A 16,839-nucleotide genomic window follows, 5' to 3' on the forward strand; every position below is an offset into this window, starting at 1 on the left:
CCCCGTACACACAAGGTAATGACCCGGAAGTCGTAGATGTAATTGGAGAAAGAGCATGAACAGATTACGAACTGGGGATATCCTCGCCACAGGGTCTTTTACGATCACGTGCGCCGTCTTCGACAGCAGAGAAACATGGAGGAGGAACCTCAATGACGCGAATCTCAATCATGCAGACGATAACCCGGACAAATACTCCATCGCTCTCTGGTCTGCTGGGCGTGGTCTTGGCCTTTACCTCGGTTGGTCACGTCCTCGCGCAGGTCCAGCCCGAGCAGCAGACACAAACCGCGCCCCAGGTACAGTCGGCCCCGCAGTCCGCCCCGGAGTCCACAGAAGTATCCCAGCCCGCGCCCGATCAGGGGCAGACCAGTCCGTCTCTCGCCGAGACCAAAGCCGCACCGTCTCCAACCGCCCTTCTACCCGCAACGGCTGTGAAAAATAAAAAAGGCAAGCAGGAGTACACCGGGCCAAACACCGTAGTAGAGCTGCCGCCAACTCCGATGCTCGACGCAGAGGGCAAGCAGCAGCAGGACCCCGACGGAAAGCTCATGTTCAACCCGCCGATCCGGCAGCAGCGCGACAAGAAGGGACACCCCCTCTTCGACGCACAGAATAAGCCCGTCATGCAGACGAAGAACGAGCTCGGATACGACGAGAACGGCAAGAAGCTGCATCCGCCAAAAGAGAAGGCGCCCAAGTTAGTCTCGGTCTCGATCAGCCGCGGCACCCTCACCGTCGACGGAATGACCGGCAAGGCCGCACTCAACTACGAGATCAAGGACCTCAAATACGTCTACATCTACGTGCCCGGCGTTGGGACGACGATCATCTCGAACGATCCCTTCCCCGGCGCCGTCGAGCAAAAGAAGGCCTTCGACGACAAGACCCTCACCGTAACCGTAGGCGACCACGTCCTGCAGCTCGCCTCCGACGCCCGCCTGTTGGGCAAGGTGCCGGAGTCGGCCTACGTGCTGGTTGACCGGAGTTTTTCGGTGCCGACCAAGTTCCCCGTGGTGGGGTACGGACCTATCCGGGTGGCTCCCTACGCCTGGCCCGGTTCGAAGGAGAACGCCGTCCTGACCGGCGCCATTGACGCCCCACCCCTGCCCGCCGATCTACGTCCGACTCAGCTTCTCCAGCCATGCCCCGCAGGCCAGATGCGAACGGCAGGCCCGCAGGTGCTTCCTGGCCAGAACGCCCCCCCTCGCCCCTGTGTGCCCATCGCGTCAGTCCAGACCAATTCGAGCTACGCCAATCCGGCAAATCTGCGCACGGGAAACGCACAAGCCAGCAAATAAGCAAGCAGCCACGCCAACACCCCGACCGAAGGGAGGACCCCAGCCGCTAACCCACCAAGACCGGTACACACGTCACGAAGTGACCGCGCCACGCGTAGTGGGCCCGTCCGGCAGGACAATCGGGTGCAGAGATCTTGAGTAGAGATCCGTGCAGAAAAATAAATCAAAAAAGCTGGCGTACTTTTCAACCCGCAAAAGCACGCGGCGAAACACCACCCTCGCACCAGCAATCCACCACAACCGCACCACCAAAACACCACACCCAAAACCGTCTTTTCCGCAAACCCCCCTCAAAAAACACCAGCAAAACCGCAAAATCAGCCCCCGCCACCACCCCGCATTTTTTTCCTCTCCTCATGCGCCTTTTTCGTCGCGCAATAGATCACCCGCTCCACCTCCGCGACCACTCCTCCCGCATCGTCCTTCACCTCCACCGGAAATCGAACATCGGTCCGCCCCTCCGCCGCGAGCAACATCCGAACCTCCTCCAGCCGCTCCGCCGTCAGGCGAAACTCCGCGCGAACCCGCCCCAATCCAGGCTTTTTGTAACGTATTGACGCCGCCTTATCCCAGACCACAAACTCCGGCCCCAGATTGGTAGCCAGCATAATCATGTAAAACGGATCGGTCAGCGCAAACAGCGACCCGCCAAACTGCACCCCCATATAGTTGCGATTCCAAGGCCGCAGCGGCATCTCCACATCAATCGTGCGCAGATCCTTATCCAGCCGTGTCACCTTAATACCCGTCCCAAACAGCGGAGGCCACCACCCGATATGGCGCAGCCACCAGCTCATCGCAATCTATCCCGAACTTCCGTTCTAACCAGGTAAAGAAAGAACACCAGCGCAAACAATCCCTGCACCAAATATGGCAATTCGCGCGTCTTCTCAAACACAAACAGATTCCCTAAGCAAAGCGTCAAACACCCACCCAGCACCAGCGCCCAGCCCCATCGCCGCAGCCGCAGTAGTCCAAACACTCCCGCCGCCAGCAGCGTGCACAACGCCAGCACGCCATACTTTCCCGCACCCACACCAAACTTGCCATTCAACGCAGCGAACGCATTCACCATCGTCAGCACCAGCATGAACAGCGCAATCCCCGCCACTCCCGGCAACATTCCATGCGCCCGCGCTTCGAGCTTCTTTATCTCTTCCGGATCGCTCATAGACTATGCAGATACGCCAGCAGGTCATCGAGATCCTGCGGATCCAGCGTACTCCCCTGCGCCGGCATCAGGTTGCGTCCATGCACAATCGTCGCGGTCACACGCTCATCATTCGCCGGCGCACCACTCGACAGATAAGGCTTTTTGAACATCCCAATCAAAGCCGGGCCATGCAGCGCGGCATCCTTGCGGTCATAGTGGCACTGCGCACAATGCGCCTGATACACCGCGTGTCCATGCATCTGCTGCGCGTTCAAATCCGCGAGCGGAGTCGGTGGAGCTATCGACTTGCATCCCACCATCACACCCAACAAAAACAACAGAGAAAAAGCCCGAACCATCCTCTTATTCTCTCATCCATCTTTTCGAAATCAATTCGCCGCCGCAATCGCCTCCACGATCTTGTCCATCACCTCGCGATCCGCATGAACCTGCGGCAGGTGATTCCCCACCATGATCGAAAAGATCACCGTACGCCCGCTCGCACACTCCAAATATCCGCTCAAGGCGCGAGCCTCCCCCAGTGTCCCCGTCTTCGCAAACACCTTCCCCTTCAGCGGAGCCTTCGTAAATCGCCCCTCCAGCGACCCATCCACTCCGCCCACCGGCAAGCTGCTCTTCAAATCCGCAAACCACGCCTGCCCGCTCGCATACCGCAGCAACCGCGCCGTCGCTCGCGGCGTCACCAGATCATGCCCGCTCAACCCCGATCCATCAAGGAAGACAAAATCATCCTTATCAATCCCCGCGTTCCCAAGAAACTGCCGCACCACTCGAGCCCCCTGCGCGATCGTCCCATCTCTTCCGCGCGCCAGACCGAGCTGCCGAAGCAACAACTCCGCATGCAGATTCTGGCTCGTCTTATTCGTCACGACGATATCCTCAACAAGCTGCGCGGACACGTGACGCGCCAATGTCCTCTCCTCCCCCGTAACAGCTACGTCGAAAGCCGCATCGTCCGATGGTTCGATCCTCTGCTGTGGCGAAACCTCCTTCCTCGCAGCATCCACAACCGCGCCCGACTCGCGGCTGAAGCTCTCCGTATCCATCAATACCCGGTGCCGCGCCCTGGCCCCGCCAGTCACATGAACCCCGCGAGACTCCAGCATTCCCTTCAGTGCCATCGCCGCATACTCAGCCGGATCCTGAATCGCTATCTCCTCCACATCCGGCTGCCCATGCAACCCAATCGCTCCGTAGACTCGCAACACCCTGGACCCGGGAGCGCGCTCCATCTGCACTGTGCTCCCACTCTTCGCAGCTCCTGTCGTCACGGCAACATCAAGCATGTAGTAAGGCATCGCCGGATCGAGCAACACGCTAGCCGGCGCGCCCACCGAACCTCCGGGCGTCACCGTCACCTGGATCTGGTTATCGTTGATCGACAGAGCCGACACCGGAGCGCCATATCCCCAAACCGCATCGTCGATCGCCCAGTCCTGCGCATAAGGCTCCCACGGAAAGACTGTGTCATCCCCAATTACATCTCCCTGCACACTCTTCAACCCCGTCGCCGCGATCTGGTCCGCCATCTCCTCCAGATACCGCAACGGAGCCGGGCCTGACTCCGCCGCATCAGGCTTCTGCCCCGGCATCGGCGCCACATACGGCAGCACCCGCCCCGACAAATTCGCATCTCCATTCCCGATTAGCACAAGGTGTCCCGTCAGCTTCCCGCCATCTTCAAAGACACCCCGCGCCAGAACCTTTGTCTGGTAGGTGGCCTTCGCTCCCAGCAAAGCCATCGCCGCAGCAGTCGTAAACAACTTCGCATTGCTGGCCGGCTGAAAGAGCTGTCCTTCGTTCAGCGAATAGATCGGTGCGCCGTCCATCCCTTCTACTGCGATGCCCCAATGATCCCGCGCTACCGAAGGGTCCTGCAACAGCCCGGCAATAGTCTGCGCCAGCGGTGTGCACGACGCCTCGCATCCAACGCTCTGCGCCCAGGTCGTTTGAGCACATACCGCAACCCACAACAAACCAGCCGCACGCCATCCCGAAAGCCTTTTCATCCGCGCAGTCTAGCATTCTCTTTCGAAAAGACTGTCCGCCAGGGACACACAGCTAAAATCCAACCATGCCCTTTACCCGTCGCACCGGTCACGACTGGCACCTCCGCACCAGCATCCTTCCGCTAGGCGCACGGACCATCATTATGGGCATCCTCAACGTCACTCCCGACTCCTTCTCCGACGGCGGCCACTTCTACTCCTCCCAACACGCCCCCGAGCGAGCCGTCGAGAGGGCGCTGAAGATGCTCGAAGAAGGAGCCGAGATCCTCGACCTCGGCGGCGAATCCACCCGCCCCAACGCCACGCCTCTATCCCCAGATGAAGAACAATCCCGCATCCTCCCCGTACTCGAATCCATCCTCAAAGAAAAACCCAACGCCATCCTCTCCATCGACACCTTTCACGCCGTCACAGCCCGCCGCGCCCTCGAAACGGGAGCCGAGATTATCAACGACGTCAGTGGCCACCTCTGGGATCCCGACATGTCCAATACCTGCGCCCAATCCGGTTGCGGAGCCATCCTCATGCACACTCGAGGCCGCCCCCAGGACTGGCCGAATCTTCCCCCTCTTGCGCCCGAAGCGGTTATGCCTCTGGTCCTTGCCGAGCTAGCCGGGCGCCTCGAATTCGCGACTGCAGCGGGTGTCCAACGCAACAAGATTGTCCTCGACCCAGGCTTCGGTTTCGGCAAGCGTCTCGATGAAAACTATCCACTTCTGGCGCACTTCGACCAGCTTCATCAGTTCAACCTTCCGATCCTTGCCGGCATCTCGCGCAAAGGCTTCCTTGCCCACACTCTGGCCCAAAGCCCCAGCCTGTCGATTTTTTTCGAAGGCGCAACCCCTTCGATGGGCGACCGCCTCCAGGCCTCCACCGCCGCCAACGTGGCCGCCATCCTTGCTGGAGCGCATATCCTTCGTACCCATGATGTCCGCCCTGCCGTCGAAGCTGCCGCCATCGCCGACCAGATCCTCGCTGCTCTTTAGTGCGACCTCATGTCCTGCCGGACGGCCCACTGCGCGTGGAGCGGGCGTTCGCATGCCTTTTAGAGCTTCGCGTGGTCCTCCCGTTGGTCGGAATTATCATCGTCGCGACCAACGGGAGCGCTGAGCGAAGCGGTATACAAGTCACGAAGTGACCGCCCCACGCACAGTGGGCCCGTCCGGCAGGACATCCGGATAAGTAGCTTTTCACCGCTAGCCTCGCATGGGGGAGCGTGTCTCTGTAAAATATCGGATGGCAGTGGAGGAGAACGTATGGCATCGGCAATGGCAGGGATCGAGGCATTAAAAGGTACGCATCAGCAGCTGAAAGCGAAGATGGAGAGCACGGTAGAAGACTTCCGTGGACACCTGCTATCAGCGCGGACGGGGCGGGCAAATGTCCACATGCTCGACCAGATCAAGGTGGATTACTACGGCACAGATACGCCGGTGGCGCAGATGGGGCAAGTCTCTACGCCCGAGCCGACGCTGATCCTGGTGCAGCCTTACGACGTGGGGATGGTATCGGCGATCGAAAAGGCGATTCGCACGTCGGGGACAGGGCTGAATCCTATGACCGATGGCAAGGTGATTCGCGTGCCCGTGCCGCCGATGACCGAGGAGCGGCGCAAGGATGTGGTGAAGCAGCTGAACAAGACGCTCGAAGACCATAAGACTGCGATCCGCAACATTCGTCGCGATGGAAACGACCAGATCAAGAAGGCGGCAAAGGACAAGCTCATCTCGGCCGATGATGAGAAGCGGGCGAACGAAGAGGTTCAGCAACTGACCGACGTGGAGATCAAGCGTGTGGAAGATCTTTTCAAGACGAAGGAAAAAGAGATCATGACGGTCTGAGCATATTCAGACTCGAGATCGGACGGCCTTCACTGTAGCTGGTGAAGGTCGTTTTTTTGTGGGTGGCCGGACCTTGCTAAATCTGAATCGTCGTCGCGGACGAGTCGCCTTCGTTCCCCACGATCTCTCAGCAGAATTCGCTGCTTACAGACGGAGCAGATCCAGGGGAAGTAGCCAAAGAAGGGGAGGAAGTTGCCCTCAAAGAGTCCGACGCGTTTTGTCCGCGAGAGCTTGCCGAAGTGGCATTTTGTACATTGCATGGATGTCTCCGCTGTGCTCGGCTGGTGCGGCCGCATGCTGGTAAGAGGTACGGCGGACGGCTGGAGTTGGATTTGCCGCTCCTCAACTTTGAGCAGCCGTTTAGATCCCGGGAATTAAATAAATTGAGATTTACGGCAGATATGCAATTGGGCTTGAGTTTCAAAGCTCTAACGCTTTTGGAATCTGCGCCGATGATTGGATCAGCCGTTCTCGCTTCGTGGGGATGGCAAGATCTCCGGGAGGCTGGCGTGAGCAAGTTCGAGGGTCAGGTCGATAGCCAATTCGATGGCCAGAAGGAGAAGGAAGAGCAGGCGGAGCAACAAGAACAGGAGAAGCAGCAGGAACAGAAGGAGCGGCGGAGCTTTGCGGTGGAGGGGATCGTCGAACGGCGGGAGCATACGCGCTACGCCGTGGACGCATGGGCCGAGGTAATGGTGAAGGATGGGACCATGCTGTTTCGCGGGCAGGTGCTCGATGTGAGCCAGGGGGGCTGCTACATCGAGACAGAGGCCCGGCTGCGGCTGGCTCCAGGCACGCCGGTGGAGATTGTGTTTCGGGCGCACGACCGTGTGTTGCGCTGCGAGGGGACCAGCCGAATGGTGAGGACACGCGGGGCGGGCTTTTTGTTTGAGACGATGAGCGCCAAGGTGCGGGTTGAGCTGGAGGGGTTGATCGCGGAGCTTAGTGGGGAGCGAGGATAGCGCTCCCTGGCTAGGTGGTGTGGTCGATGATGATCTTCCAGCCATCGGACGTCTTCTCGAAGACGAGGGAGAAGATGCCTCCAGCATTGCCGCCATCTTTTTTGCCGCGGTCAAGGTGATACTTGCCAATGCAGACGGCGAAGTTTTCATCGAGCGTGTGGACCTCAAGCTCGGAGAAGGTAAGGTTGCCCATGGCGGCGCGGTTGGGGTAGTCGCGCTTGTACTGATCGAGCATGCCTGCGTAGCTGCGGGAGATCTGGTGCGTGATGAAGAGGGTATCGGGGGAGTCCTTGTAGCCGCTCGCGAAGGCGGTAAGATCGCCGCGGTTCCACGCGGCCTCCTGAGCCAGCAGAACCTTGATAACGTCTAGCTCCTGGCGTGAGGCGGTGTGGAGCGGCTCGGGCGCTTGTGCGGATAGCATGACCGGTGCGAGAAGGACGAGAAAGACTGCAGCAAGGCGGAGAAAGGAGCGCAGTGGCATAAGGAACCTCGAAGGAAAAGCTCTCTGGTTTGGCGTCGTTTCGTGTAGTTGCTTCATAAACGAATTGCGTGTCAGGTCGGATTGATAGTAGACCATGCGGAAGATCTCGGCTCTGGTAGATGTCATCACCGTAACTGTTCGAGCACCCCTGGAATCGAGGGGGCATGCAAAGGTGGCCACCGAGCGTATTTTCATCCCTGTGTGGGAAACGCATGGTATCAATCGGTTCATAGAGATGCGTGCGGGTGAAGATGTGGAGGCGTATGAGGAGATCCCCCGGCAGTATCGGTTTGGGCCGCAGGATGATTCGCGTTGCGGCATGGATTTTTGTGGGAGCTGGTGTCACGTTTTGCCAGACGTCCGTTCCCGGAACGCCAGCTGGGCATACCCTTCAGGCATGGCTGGATGCGTTCAACAGCGGAGACGAAGCGAAGCTCGATGCCTACAGAAAGACAGTGGACAGGACAGGCACCTTTGCGACAGCGACGTCGTTCAGAAAGCAGACGGGCGGACTTGATTTGCTGGAGATCGATAGCAGCGAACCGTTGCTGATCAAGTTCAAGGTGAAGGAAAAGGCTGGCCCCACGGTGGCGTTTGGAAGCATCCGGGTTAAGGACGGGCAGCCGGTGACGGTGGAGCATATCGATCTCGTGGCTGCGCCTCCGAACGCTGTCTTTGAACAGATGAAGCTGGATGCAGCGAGTCGAAAGCTGGTAATCGACGGGGTTGGAGCAAAGCTGACGGAGTTTTATGTCTATCCTGAATCCGCGCAAAAGATGGTGGAGGCCCTCCAAGCGCACGAGAAGCGTGGCGACTACGATTCCGTAACGGATGGTGATGCCCTGGCGCAACTGCTGACCGATCATCTGCGAGAGGTGAGCCATGACAGGCATCTGAATCTGAGATTCACGCCCTACAAGCAACCGGCAGAGACCGGAGAGAAGGGGCCAAGCAAGGACGAGGTGGCGCAGAGGCGGCAGGAGATGGAGCGGGACAACTGCGCATTTCGCAAAGTAGAGGTGCTTGAGAACAATGTGGGGTATGTAAAGCTGGACGCATTCTCGGACCCTGCCGTGTGTGGCCCGACAGTGGTGGCGGCGATGAACTTTGTCGGGCATGCGGACGGGATCATCTTTGACTTGCGAGACAACGGCGGGGGTGACCCGAAGATGGTGGCATTCCTCCTGAGTTATGTCTTCGATCAGGCGACGCATGTGAACGATCTTTATAACCGTAAGGAGAACTTAACGGAGCAGTACTGGACTTCGCCTTATGTACCGGGACCCAGGCTTGGGGACAAGCCGGTGTTTGTGCTGACGTCGAAGGATACTTTTTCAGGAGGTGAGGAGTTCTCCTATGACCTGAAGAGTTTGAAGCGGGCGACGATTGTCGGTGAGACAACTGGCGGGGGAGCGCATCCGGTGAGAGGGGTGCGAGTGAACGATCACTTTACGGTGGGGGTGCCGTTTGCGCGAGCGGTGAATCCAGTCTCAAAGACGGACTGGGAGGGGACTGGAGTGGTGCCTGATGTTCCGGTGAAGGCGGACGATGCGCTGGAGACGGCAGAGAAGCTAATGGCAGAGAAGCTTCAGAAAAAATAATGCTGAGGGCAGACTCATCGTCAAAGCGATGGGTGGATTTTTATGCCAGCGCTTTCGCGTCGGCTAATCTCGGTTGAAGCGGGCGTTTTCGTTGATTGACGGATATTGATGAGAAGGAGTTTTGATACACGATGGCACGATCAAATTTATCGCGATTGCCGGGTCTGGACACGTTGCGCGCACTCGCGATTGTGGCAGTGATGTTGTATCACCTGGAGGGATACCTTCCAAGCAGCATTGTTCCTGTCGCGCAATTTGGCTGGATGGGGGTCGACCTGTTCTTTGTGCTGAGCGGATACCTGATCGGGTCGCAACTGCTGAAGCCTTATGCGTCGGGCGATCGGCCTTCGATTTGGAGTTTTTACCGTCGGAGAGCGTATCGGATTCTTCCGGCCTATTTGGTTGTTCTGTGGCTCTATCTGGCGTTTCCTGCGTGGCATGAGTCTCCGGTGCTGCCCCCGGTGTGGCAGTTTTTGACGTTCACGGTCAATCTGTTTTTCGTCGACTTTAGCCAACATGCCTTTTCGCATGTCTGGTCTCTGTGCGTGGAGGAGCACTTCTATCTGGTGCTTCCGCTGCTGGTGATCTGGTTGATGCGAAGGCCGTCGCTGCGGAAGACGGTCTTTATCGTCGGCGGAGTGATTTTGTTTAGAATCTGTTTTCGCGGCTACATGCTCTTACCTTTGATTGCGCCTGCGAGATGGAGTGGACGCGAGGTGCCTGACGGTTTCGGGACGTTTTACTATCGTTATCTGTACTATCCGACGTACTCGCGGCTCGATGGACTGGTGGTTGGGGTAACGCTGGCGTTGGTGCGGATCTTCCGGTCCGGTTGGTGGTCGTGGCTGCTGCGCAGGGGGAACGCGGCCTTGATTTTTGGGATCGCGCTTACCGGCGCGGTGTGCTGGATGTTTCGGAATGATGGGATGGGGGATGCGACGAAGATTGCGGCGTGGGGCACAGTGGTTGGGTATCCATTGTTGGCGGTCGGGCTGGGGTTACTGGTGGTTTCGAGCGTCAGCAACGATGGATGGCTGAGCCGGTTTTCAGTGCCAGGGTCACGATTGCTGGCGACGCTTGCCTTCAGCCTTTATCTAACGCATAAAGAGATCGCGCATCTGGATCGCAGGTACCTACCCTCGCTCACGGCCTCTCCCGATTGGAAGACGGTGGTGATCTATGCGGTGACATGCTTGTTGGCGGCTGGTCTGTTGTATGTGTTGGTAGAGCGACCATTCATGGTGCTTCGGGATCGCTACGAACGGCGAGTTGCAGAAAAGGTAGATGCGGAGATGCTTCATGAGCCGGCTTTGTAGCGGAGGCTAATCGCGGTTGAAGTGGGTGTTGTCGAGGTCTTCGCGTGGTTTGACCCCTACGGTGGGGGTGATCCAGATGATCGTGACGAAGGCGCAGAGGCCCAGGGCCACGTGGGGGTGCGAGAAGGCAATGGTTAAGGCGACAAGATAGACGAAGAGGGAGAGCTGATTTTTGCGCTGGACGGAGGTGTCCTCCGCTTCGAGCTTGTTGGCGATGCGGAGACGGCGGGTGATGGAGAGGCGCAGAAGAAGGAAGCTGAACCCGGTGAAGATCATCGAGGCGATGTAGAGGAAGACGGAGAAGGAGTCAAGTTTTTTTTCGAGAACGTACGAGGTGAAGAAGGGCAGGAGAGAGAGCCAGAAGAGGAAGAAGAGATTGGCATAGAGGACCAACTCGTCGGCTTCTTCGGTGCGGTGGACCAGATGGTGGTGGTTAATCCAATAGATCCCCGTAAAAGCGAAGGAGATGGCGTAGATGGCGAGGGTGGGGAGGACAGCGGAGAGTCCGGCGACGCCCTCCTGGTGGGGGACCTTAAGTTCGAGCACCATGATGGTGATGATGACGGCGATGACTCCGTCGGAGAAGGCTTCAAGGCGGGCTGGGGAGGAGAGGTGATGGCGGGGCATAGGTTTGTAGCTGGGCTCTGGTGTTGGGAGCAGCATACAACGACGATTGGCGCGAAGGGACGGGCTGTTGAGACTAAAATAATGGGATGGCTGCAAATCCTGTCGAAACGGCCGTGCAACCGGGCGCAAGGAAGCTCATTCATGCGGTGTGTTCGCATGACTGCCCGGACTCGTGCGGCGTGCTGGTGACAGTCGATGAGTTGACGGGCAAAGCAGTGAAGGTGCAGGGCGATCCTTCGCATCCTGTAACGCGTGGCTTTCTATGCGGCAAGGTGGCGAAGTATCTCGACCGGGTCTACTCCCCCGATCGCTTGCTGTATCCGATGCGCAGGAAGAAGGGCATACCAAAGGGCCCCGCCGGGTACGGCGCTGTGAAGGGACGCGAAGCAGATGCGTTTGAGCGTATCTCATGGGATCAGGCGCTGGACGAGATTGCGGCGAAGCTGACAAAGATCGCGGCGGATTTCGGCCCGGAGAGTGTGCTGCCCTACAGCTACGCGGGAACAATTGGACAGCTGGGTTATGGGTCGATGGACCGGCGGTTCTTTCATCGGCTCGGCGCCTCTCAGCTGGCGCGGACCATCTGCGCGGAGGCGGGTGGAACAGCACTGAAGGCAGTCTATGGAGTGAAGCTTGGAACAGTGCCGCAGGACTTCGTGCATGCCGGGTTGGTGATTGCCTGGGGCGCGAATATCCATGGCAATAACGTGCACCTGTGGCCGTTCATCGAAGAGGCCCGGCGCAGGGGTGCGCGACTGGTCGTGATCGATCCGTACAGGACGCGGACGGCTGCGCTCGCCGATGAGCATCTGGCCATCAATCCAGGAACCGATACGGCGTTGGCTCTGGGGCTGATGCACGTCATCCTAAGCATTGGGCTGGAGGATCGCGATTATGTGGCGGCCTGCACGCATGGATTTGAGGAGCTGCGGGCGCATGCGTTGAAGCCGGAGCACTCGCCCGAGAGTGTGGCGAAGGCGACGGGGATTGACGCGGGCACGATTGTGCGGCTGGCGCGGGCGTATGCTGCGGCTGGTCGTAACGGCTCGTCAGGGCCTGCTGTGATTCGGCTGAACTACGGAATTCAGCGGAGCGAGAACGGCGGTACGGCGGCGCGTGCGGTCTGCATGCTGCCGCTGTTAACCGGTGCGTGGAAGCACAAGGGCGGCGGATTACTGCTCTCCACGTCGGGCTCATTTCCGTTCAACGACAAGGCGCTGCAGATGCCGGAGTTGATGCTGACCAGCTCGCTGGGACGACCGGCGCGTGTAGTGAATATGAGTCAGCTGGGCCACGCGCTGACTTCGCTCGGGAGTGATGCGACTGACGGGCCGCAGGTGAAAGCGCTGTTTGTGTATAACTCAAACCCGGCGGCGGTCGCTCCGAACCAGAACGATGTTCTACGTGGCATGAAGCGCGACGATCTGTTTACGGTGGTGCACGAGCAGTTCTTTACCGATACGGCGGACTATGCGGATATGCTGCTTCCTGCGCCGACGTTTCTTGAGGTAAAGGATGTGCAGGGAGCGTATGGGCATCTGTTCGCACAGGTGAGCAACCGTGCGATTGCGCCATTGGGTGAGGCGCGGAGCAACGTCGCAATGTTTGGCGAACTGGCGCGGCGGATGGGATTTGACGAGCCATGCTTTGACGATCGCGAAGACGAGTTAATCGATCAGGCGCTGAAGAGTGAGAACCCCTGGTTTGCCGGAATTACCCGTGAGCGGCTGGAGCGGGAGGGGCACGTACCGCTGCAGATGCCGGTGGATGCAAACGGTGACGTGCTGCCCTTCAGCACAGCGGAGTGGTTCAAGACGGCGAGCGGACGCGGCGAGTTATTGCCGGTGCCGGTCTTTGCTGCGCCAACCGAGTCCCGCGCGAATGCTGCAAAGGGTGCATATCCACTGGAGTTTCTGCCGAGGAAGGCGGACAACTACATGAACTCCACGTTTGCGAACATTCCCCTGCATCAGCGGATGGAGGCGCGCACGGCTGGCATACTGGAGATGCATGCGACCGATGCCGCGGCGCGAGAGATCGCGACGGGCGACGCGGTAGAGGTATTCAATGGTCGCGGGAGTATCACGCTCAGGGCGCTGGTGAATGCGCAGGTGACGGCGGGCGTCGTGGCGGCGCGTCTGGATTGGAACAAGCTCTCGGCAAACGGCGCGAACGTGAACGCGCTGACGTCAGAGACGCTGACCGATATCGGGGGCGGTGCTACGTTTTATTCGACCTTGGTTGAGGTACGGAAGGGGCAGGCCGATATCAGATAAGGTTTAATCAGATAAGGTTCAATCCGATTGAGCCGCGGACTCTTGCTTCCCGGAATGAGCTCATCTCGATGGAGCTCCTTGACTCCCCTTGTCGCGACCAGCAACAATCGGGAGTGACACTGTAGGAGTTGAACTTTCATGATCGACATCACCGCCTTCGCCACAGGGCTAAGCGAAATCCCGGAACAGCAGTTTACTGACAACGCCGTGCTCGAGTATATGCGCGAGAATCCGGTCTCCATCACGAGCCTGAATCCCTATCTCTACTTCAGCCCTGAGCGCTACACGCGAAACCTCATTCTTCACACATCGCTCTTCGATCTCATCGCCATCTGCTGGGACATCGGGCAGAAGAGCAGGATTCACAATCACACGAACCAACGTTGCTGGATGGGCATCGCCTTCGGCAAGGTGCAGGTGCAGAACTACCGCCTCGTCCACCAGGACCCCGGGACGCATTTCTGTGAGCTCGCCCCCACCGACCGCTACATCATCGACGCTGACAATCCTGCCGAGGTCGACTCTGATGAACCGATCCACCTCGTCGTCAATCCGCCTGCGTTCGGCTCCCGCGCGGTCACTCTTCATATCTACTCACGCCCCTTCGATGAGTGTCAGGTCTACGATCTCAGCGCCAAAAGCTACGAGACGGTCAGCCTCTCCAACACCAGCGAACGCGGTCGTCTCACCTCCAGTCTCGCCGTCGAGAAGGTGGGTCTTGCCTGACCGAGATTGCTGACAAGGGCTTGCGGGACGTTGGTCATTCTCCGCGGCCGGTATGGGTCGGTCTAGAAAAATAGAGGAAGCACTTCGCGTTCGTTGAACGCCCCGCGGCCGAATGTGATTGTTCCGCGAGAAATTGCGGTTTGTGGCGTGCTAGTCTGGCGCGGTCGGTTTCTGGTGTTCACTTCGATTGTTACGGAGTCTGCAATGACACGCTTCCGCTTTTGGCAGGGATTGGTTTTGCTGGCTTCGGCTTCGGGATTTGCTTCGGGGCCGGGTGATCGCGTAGCGACGGACCCTAAGAGCGTCACCTCGGCTGCAAGCGCGAGTGGATCGTCTCCAATGCCTGTGGCTGAACTGCTGCAAACGGTGCGCCTCGGTGGTTCAACATGGTCACCCGACGGAAAGCAGATTGGCTATATCAGCAACGCTTCAGGACGGCTGAATCTTTGGGTCATGCAGGGGGATGGGACGGGAGCGCGGCAGTTGCTGAAGTCGGATGACCGTCAATCCGGCCCGGTGTTTACGAAAGACGGCAAAGAGATCGTCTACGAACAGGACAAGGGTGGCGATGAGCTGTACGACCTGTATGCGGTTCCAGTGAGTGGAGGCGAGCCGCGGAACCTCACGAACACAGACAAGACGAGTGAAAGCAGTCCGCTGTTTTCCAAAGATGGCAAATGGTTAGCCTTCACCAACAAGGTCAAGGTCGAGGCATCGACTAACGTCGGGGTCATGGACTGGGAGACGGGGAAGGTGCGTATCCTAACCCACGAGACGGATCCGAAGGCGTTCTGGAATATTGGAGACTGGAGCCCGGATGGGCGGAGTCTCTACGCGGTACGCCAGGTGGGGCTCGACGACGCGGACGTCTACCGGGTGGATGTGAAGAGTGGTGCGACCGAGAAGCTGACGACTCACACCGGAAAGGCGCTCGTCTTTGCGACCGCGGTATCGCCGGATGGCAAGACCCTTCTGCTGACCTCGAATGAGAAGGGCGGCTATCTGAATGTCGCGCTGCTGGATATTGCGTCGAAAAAGCAGCGGTGGGTCACGGATTCGCAGTGGGAAGTACACGCGGGCGAATTTTCGCCGAAGGGTGACACATTCACATATACCCTCAACGCGGATGGACGAGCGACGATCAACTTTGTCGATGTGAAGACACTGAAGGCGAGTGATCGCGGCATACCGGCCGGGTTGAACACCTCGGGTGCGGAGCCGACCGCGTTTCGTGAAGACGGAAGCTATCTATTTTCACATCAGGATTCGACACATGTGGCGAATCTCTACCTGCTGAGTGCTGGCGGAGCGATTACGCAGGTGACCCACAACGAGAGCCCGGTGCTGGCGGCGGCAGTCCTGCCTTCTTCGCAGTTGGTAACGTACAAAAGCTTCGATGGAAAGTTGATCTCCGCATTTGTTTGGGTGCCTTTCAATCTGAAGCGCGATGGAACGGCGCCCGTGGTGGTGATGCCACACGGCGGACCGACAGGCCAGACGGTAGACAGCTTCAACGCACGCGCGATTCTACTGGTTTCGCGTGGATACGTAGTGATTGCGCCGAATGTGCGCGGGTCGACGGGCTATGGGATGGAGTTTCAGAACTCCAATAAGAAGGACCTCGGCGGCGCGGATCTGAAGGATGAGATCGCGGGCGTCGACTTCCTGAAAGCCACCGGATTTATCGACGCGAAGAAGGTCGGCATCTGGGGTGGATCTTACGGCGGCTTCATGACACTCATGGCCATCGGCAAAAATCCCGATCTATGGGCCGCGGCCGTCGATGAGTACGGAATTCTGGACTGGTACACCATGCTGGCCCATGAGGATGCGCGTTTGCAGGAGTATGAGAAGTCGCTGCTGGGCGATCCCGTGGCCGACAAAGCTGTATACGAGGCGAGCTCGCCGCTCAAGTACATCCGCAACGAGAAAGCTCCACTGCTGGTGCTGCAGGGCGAGCGGGATATTCGTGTGCCGAAAGAGGAGGCCGAACAGGTGGTGGATATCCTCAAGAAGGAGGGCCGAACCGTGGATGCCGTCTACTACCCGGAGGAGGGTCACGGGTTCATCAAGCGGGAGCACCAGGTAGACGAGCTGACGCGATCCGTCGGTTGGTTTGACAAGTATCTTAAAGGAGAGACCAAGGCACAGTGAGGTTCAGTAAGGAGTAACAGATGCATGCAGCCGGTTTTCAGTGCGCGGGTTGTGGGGAGTGGGTAGAGACAACGGTAGACGAGTCTGCCGGCTCAAAGCAGCAGTACGTGGAGGACTGCCAGGTTTGCTGCCAGCCGAATGTGCTGACGGTGCGGTGGGACAGATCGGCGCAGGAGTTCACCATTACCGCCGAGTTGGAGAGTTAAGCCAGCAACGGATGCCCTTTGGGTGGGTGCCTTCGTCAAAGCATCACGCTGAAATTCGTTGGTTGGATTGAGGTTGTCCGGCCAGAATCATGGGGCGAACTCGCTAACCGCTGGCCGCTCCCATATAATCAGAACTTCGCTGACTTTGCTGGCGAGCGTCATTTT

The 16,839-nt window shown here is 58.6% G+C and carries 16 protein-coding genes; 10 read left to right on the forward strand and 6 right to left on the reverse strand.

From position 1 onward, the window contains the following. Positions 1-152: 152 nt before the first annotated feature. On the forward strand, positions 153-1,301 hold the full coding sequence (locus tag RBB75_RS08890) for a hypothetical protein (protein WP_179640459.1): 1,149 nt from the start codon (positions 153-155) through the stop codon (positions 1,299-1,301). A 317-nt stretch (positions 1,302-1,618) separates the two neighbouring features. Here RBB75_RS08890 and RBB75_RS08895 read toward each other — a convergent pair whose 3' ends face one another. The 4 genes from RBB75_RS08895 to dacB are packed head-to-tail and all read right to left on the reverse strand — an operon-like array spanning position 1,619 to position 4,484. Then, complete coding sequence (locus tag RBB75_RS08895; RefSeq protein WP_353070228.1) at positions 1,619-2,098, reverse strand: DUF4442 domain-containing protein; 480 nt, start codon at positions 2,096-2,098, stop codon at positions 1,619-1,621. After that, positions 2,095-2,472 (reverse strand): hypothetical protein, encoded by a 378-nt coding sequence (locus tag RBB75_RS08900; RefSeq protein WP_179640461.1) that lies wholly within the window; start codon positions 2,470-2,472, stop codon positions 2,095-2,097. The genes RBB75_RS08895 and RBB75_RS08900 overlap by 4 nt, the downstream gene beginning before the upstream one ends. Further along, positions 2,469-2,813: a c-type cytochrome gene (locus tag RBB75_RS08905; RefSeq protein ID WP_179640462.1), complete on the reverse strand. Its 345-nt coding sequence runs from the start codon at positions 2,811-2,813 to the stop codon at positions 2,469-2,471. The genes RBB75_RS08900 and RBB75_RS08905 overlap by 4 nt, the downstream gene beginning before the upstream one ends. Positions 2,814-2,843: 30 nt before the next feature. Further along, a complete protein-coding gene (dacB, locus tag RBB75_RS08910; protein ID WP_179640463.1) occupies positions 2,844-4,484 on the reverse strand; it encodes a D-alanyl-D-alanine carboxypeptidase/D-alanyl-D-alanine endopeptidase in 1,641 nt (546 codons plus the stop codon). Between the two features lie 65 nt (positions 4,485-4,549). Here dacB and folP point away from each other — a divergent pair, with 65 nt between their 5' ends. The 3 genes from folP to RBB75_RS08925 all read left to right on the forward strand — a co-directional run bounded on the left by folP (position 4,550) and on the right by RBB75_RS08925 (position 7,287). Next, positions 4,550-5,470, forward strand: a complete 921-nt coding sequence (folP, locus tag RBB75_RS08915) for a dihydropteroate synthase (RefSeq protein ID WP_257031302.1) — start codon at positions 4,550-4,552, stop codon at positions 5,468-5,470. 270 nt (positions 5,471-5,740) lie between these two features. Then, entirely contained in the window at positions 5,741-6,325 is a 585-nt protein-coding gene (frr, locus tag RBB75_RS08920; RefSeq protein WP_179640464.1) for a ribosome recycling factor, read from the forward strand. Between the two features lie 509 nt (positions 6,326-6,834). Then, positions 6,835-7,287 (forward strand): PilZ domain-containing protein, encoded by a 453-nt coding sequence (locus RBB75_RS08925; RefSeq protein ID WP_179640465.1) that lies wholly within the window; start codon positions 6,835-6,837, stop codon positions 7,285-7,287. 10 nt (positions 7,288-7,297) lie between these two features. On the opposite strand, the gene RBB75_RS08930 is transcribed toward RBB75_RS08925, so the two are convergent. Further along, positions 7,298-7,894, reverse strand: a complete 597-nt coding sequence (locus RBB75_RS08930; protein ID WP_257031304.1) for a YybH family protein — start codon at positions 7,892-7,894, stop codon at positions 7,298-7,300. Between the two features lie 137 nt (positions 7,895-8,031). Here RBB75_RS08930 and RBB75_RS08935 point away from each other — a divergent pair, with 137 nt between their 5' ends. Beyond that, positions 8,032-9,369, forward strand: a complete 1,338-nt coding sequence (locus RBB75_RS08935; RefSeq protein WP_179640466.1) for a S41 family peptidase — start codon at positions 8,032-8,034, stop codon at positions 9,367-9,369. 131 nt (positions 9,370-9,500) lie between these two features. Continuing rightward, the gene (locus RBB75_RS08940) at positions 9,501-10,685 is read left to right on the forward strand and encodes an acyltransferase family protein (RefSeq protein WP_353070229.1); all 1,185 of its coding nucleotides are present in this window, start codon (positions 9,501-9,503) and stop codon (positions 10,683-10,685) included. 6 nt (positions 10,686-10,691) lie between these two features. Here the strand turns inward: RBB75_RS08940 and RBB75_RS08945 are convergent, their stop codons facing one another. Further along, complete coding sequence (locus tag RBB75_RS08945; RefSeq protein ID WP_179640468.1) at positions 10,692-11,312, reverse strand: TMEM175 family protein; 621 nt, start codon at positions 11,310-11,312, stop codon at positions 10,692-10,694. An 86-nt stretch (positions 11,313-11,398) separates the two neighbouring features. On the opposite strand from RBB75_RS08945, the gene RBB75_RS08950 reads away from it, so the two are divergent. The 4 genes from RBB75_RS08950 to RBB75_RS08965 all read left to right on the forward strand — a co-directional run bounded on the left by RBB75_RS08950 (position 11,399) and on the right by RBB75_RS08965 (position 16,674). Next, positions 11,399-13,588, forward strand: a complete 2,190-nt coding sequence (locus RBB75_RS08950; RefSeq protein ID WP_353070230.1) for a molybdopterin-containing oxidoreductase family protein — start codon at positions 11,399-11,401, stop codon at positions 13,586-13,588. A 138-nt stretch (positions 13,589-13,726) separates the two neighbouring features. Then, a complete protein-coding gene (locus RBB75_RS08955; protein WP_353070231.1) occupies positions 13,727-14,314 on the forward strand; it encodes a cysteine dioxygenase in 588 nt (195 codons plus the stop codon). 204 nt (positions 14,315-14,518) lie between these two features. Next, positions 14,519-16,468: a S9 family peptidase gene (locus tag RBB75_RS08960; protein WP_353070232.1), complete on the forward strand. Its 1,950-nt coding sequence runs from the start codon at positions 14,519-14,521 to the stop codon at positions 16,466-16,468. Between the two features lie 20 nt (positions 16,469-16,488). After that, on the forward strand, positions 16,489-16,674 hold the full coding sequence (locus tag RBB75_RS08965; RefSeq protein WP_179640472.1) for a CPXCG motif-containing cysteine-rich protein: 186 nt from the start codon (positions 16,489-16,491) through the stop codon (positions 16,672-16,674). The last annotated feature ends 165 nt before the right edge of the window (positions 16,675-16,839 follow it).

This window comes from Tunturibacter empetritectus (assembly GCF_040358985.1).
Taxonomy (GTDB): Bacteria; Acidobacteriota; Terriglobia; order Terriglobales; family Acidobacteriaceae; genus Edaphobacter; species Edaphobacter empetritectus.

What these genes read in the sequence shown, in the direction of transcription:
- RBB75_RS08965 (WP_179640472.1), top strand. Translation starts at nt 16,489, where the DNA reads ATGCATGCAGCCGGTTTTCAGTGCGCGGGTTGTGGGGAGTGGGTAGAG.
- RBB75_RS08955 (WP_353070231.1), top strand. Translation starts at nt 13,727, where the DNA reads ATGATCGACATCACCGCCTTCGCCACAGGGCTAAGCGAAATCCCGGAA.
- RBB75_RS08890 (WP_179640459.1), top strand. Translation starts at nt 153, where the DNA reads ATGACGCGAATCTCAATCATGCAGACGATAACCCGGACAAATACTCCA.
- RBB75_RS08895 (WP_353070228.1), bottom strand. Translation starts at nt 2,098, where the DNA reads ATGAGCTGGTGGCTGCGCCATATCGGGTGGTGGCCTCCGCTGTTTGGG.
- RBB75_RS08905 (WP_179640462.1), bottom strand. Translation starts at nt 2,813, where the DNA reads ATGGTTCGGGCTTTTTCTCTGTTGTTTTTGTTGGGTGTGATGGTGGGA.
- dacB (WP_179640463.1), bottom strand. Translation starts at nt 4,484, where the DNA reads ATGAAAAGGCTTTCGGGATGGCGTGCGGCTGGTTTGTTGTGGGTTGCG.
- RBB75_RS08960 (WP_353070232.1), top strand. Translation starts at nt 14,519, where the DNA reads ATGACACGCTTCCGCTTTTGGCAGGGATTGGTTTTGCTGGCTTCGGCT.
- folP (WP_257031302.1), top strand. Translation starts at nt 4,550, where the DNA reads ATGCCCTTTACCCGTCGCACCGGTCACGACTGGCACCTCCGCACCAGC.
- frr (WP_179640464.1), top strand. Translation starts at nt 5,741, where the DNA reads ATGGCATCGGCAATGGCAGGGATCGAGGCATTAAAAGGTACGCATCAG.
- RBB75_RS08935 (WP_179640466.1), top strand. Translation starts at nt 8,032, where the DNA reads ATGAGGAGATCCCCCGGCAGTATCGGTTTGGGCCGCAGGATGATTCGC.
- RBB75_RS08930 (WP_257031304.1), bottom strand. Translation starts at nt 7,894, where the DNA reads ATGACATCTACCAGAGCCGAGATCTTCCGCATGGTCTACTATCAATCC.
- RBB75_RS08900 (WP_179640461.1), bottom strand. Translation starts at nt 2,472, where the DNA reads ATGAGCGATCCGGAAGAGATAAAGAAGCTCGAAGCGCGGGCGCATGGA.
- RBB75_RS08940 (WP_353070229.1), top strand. Translation starts at nt 9,501, where the DNA reads ATGGCACGATCAAATTTATCGCGATTGCCGGGTCTGGACACGTTGCGC.
- RBB75_RS08950 (WP_353070230.1), top strand. Translation starts at nt 11,399, where the DNA reads ATGGCTGCAAATCCTGTCGAAACGGCCGTGCAACCGGGCGCAAGGAAG.
- RBB75_RS08945 (WP_179640468.1), bottom strand. Translation starts at nt 11,312, where the DNA reads ATGCCCCGCCATCACCTCTCCTCCCCAGCCCGCCTTGAAGCCTTCTCC.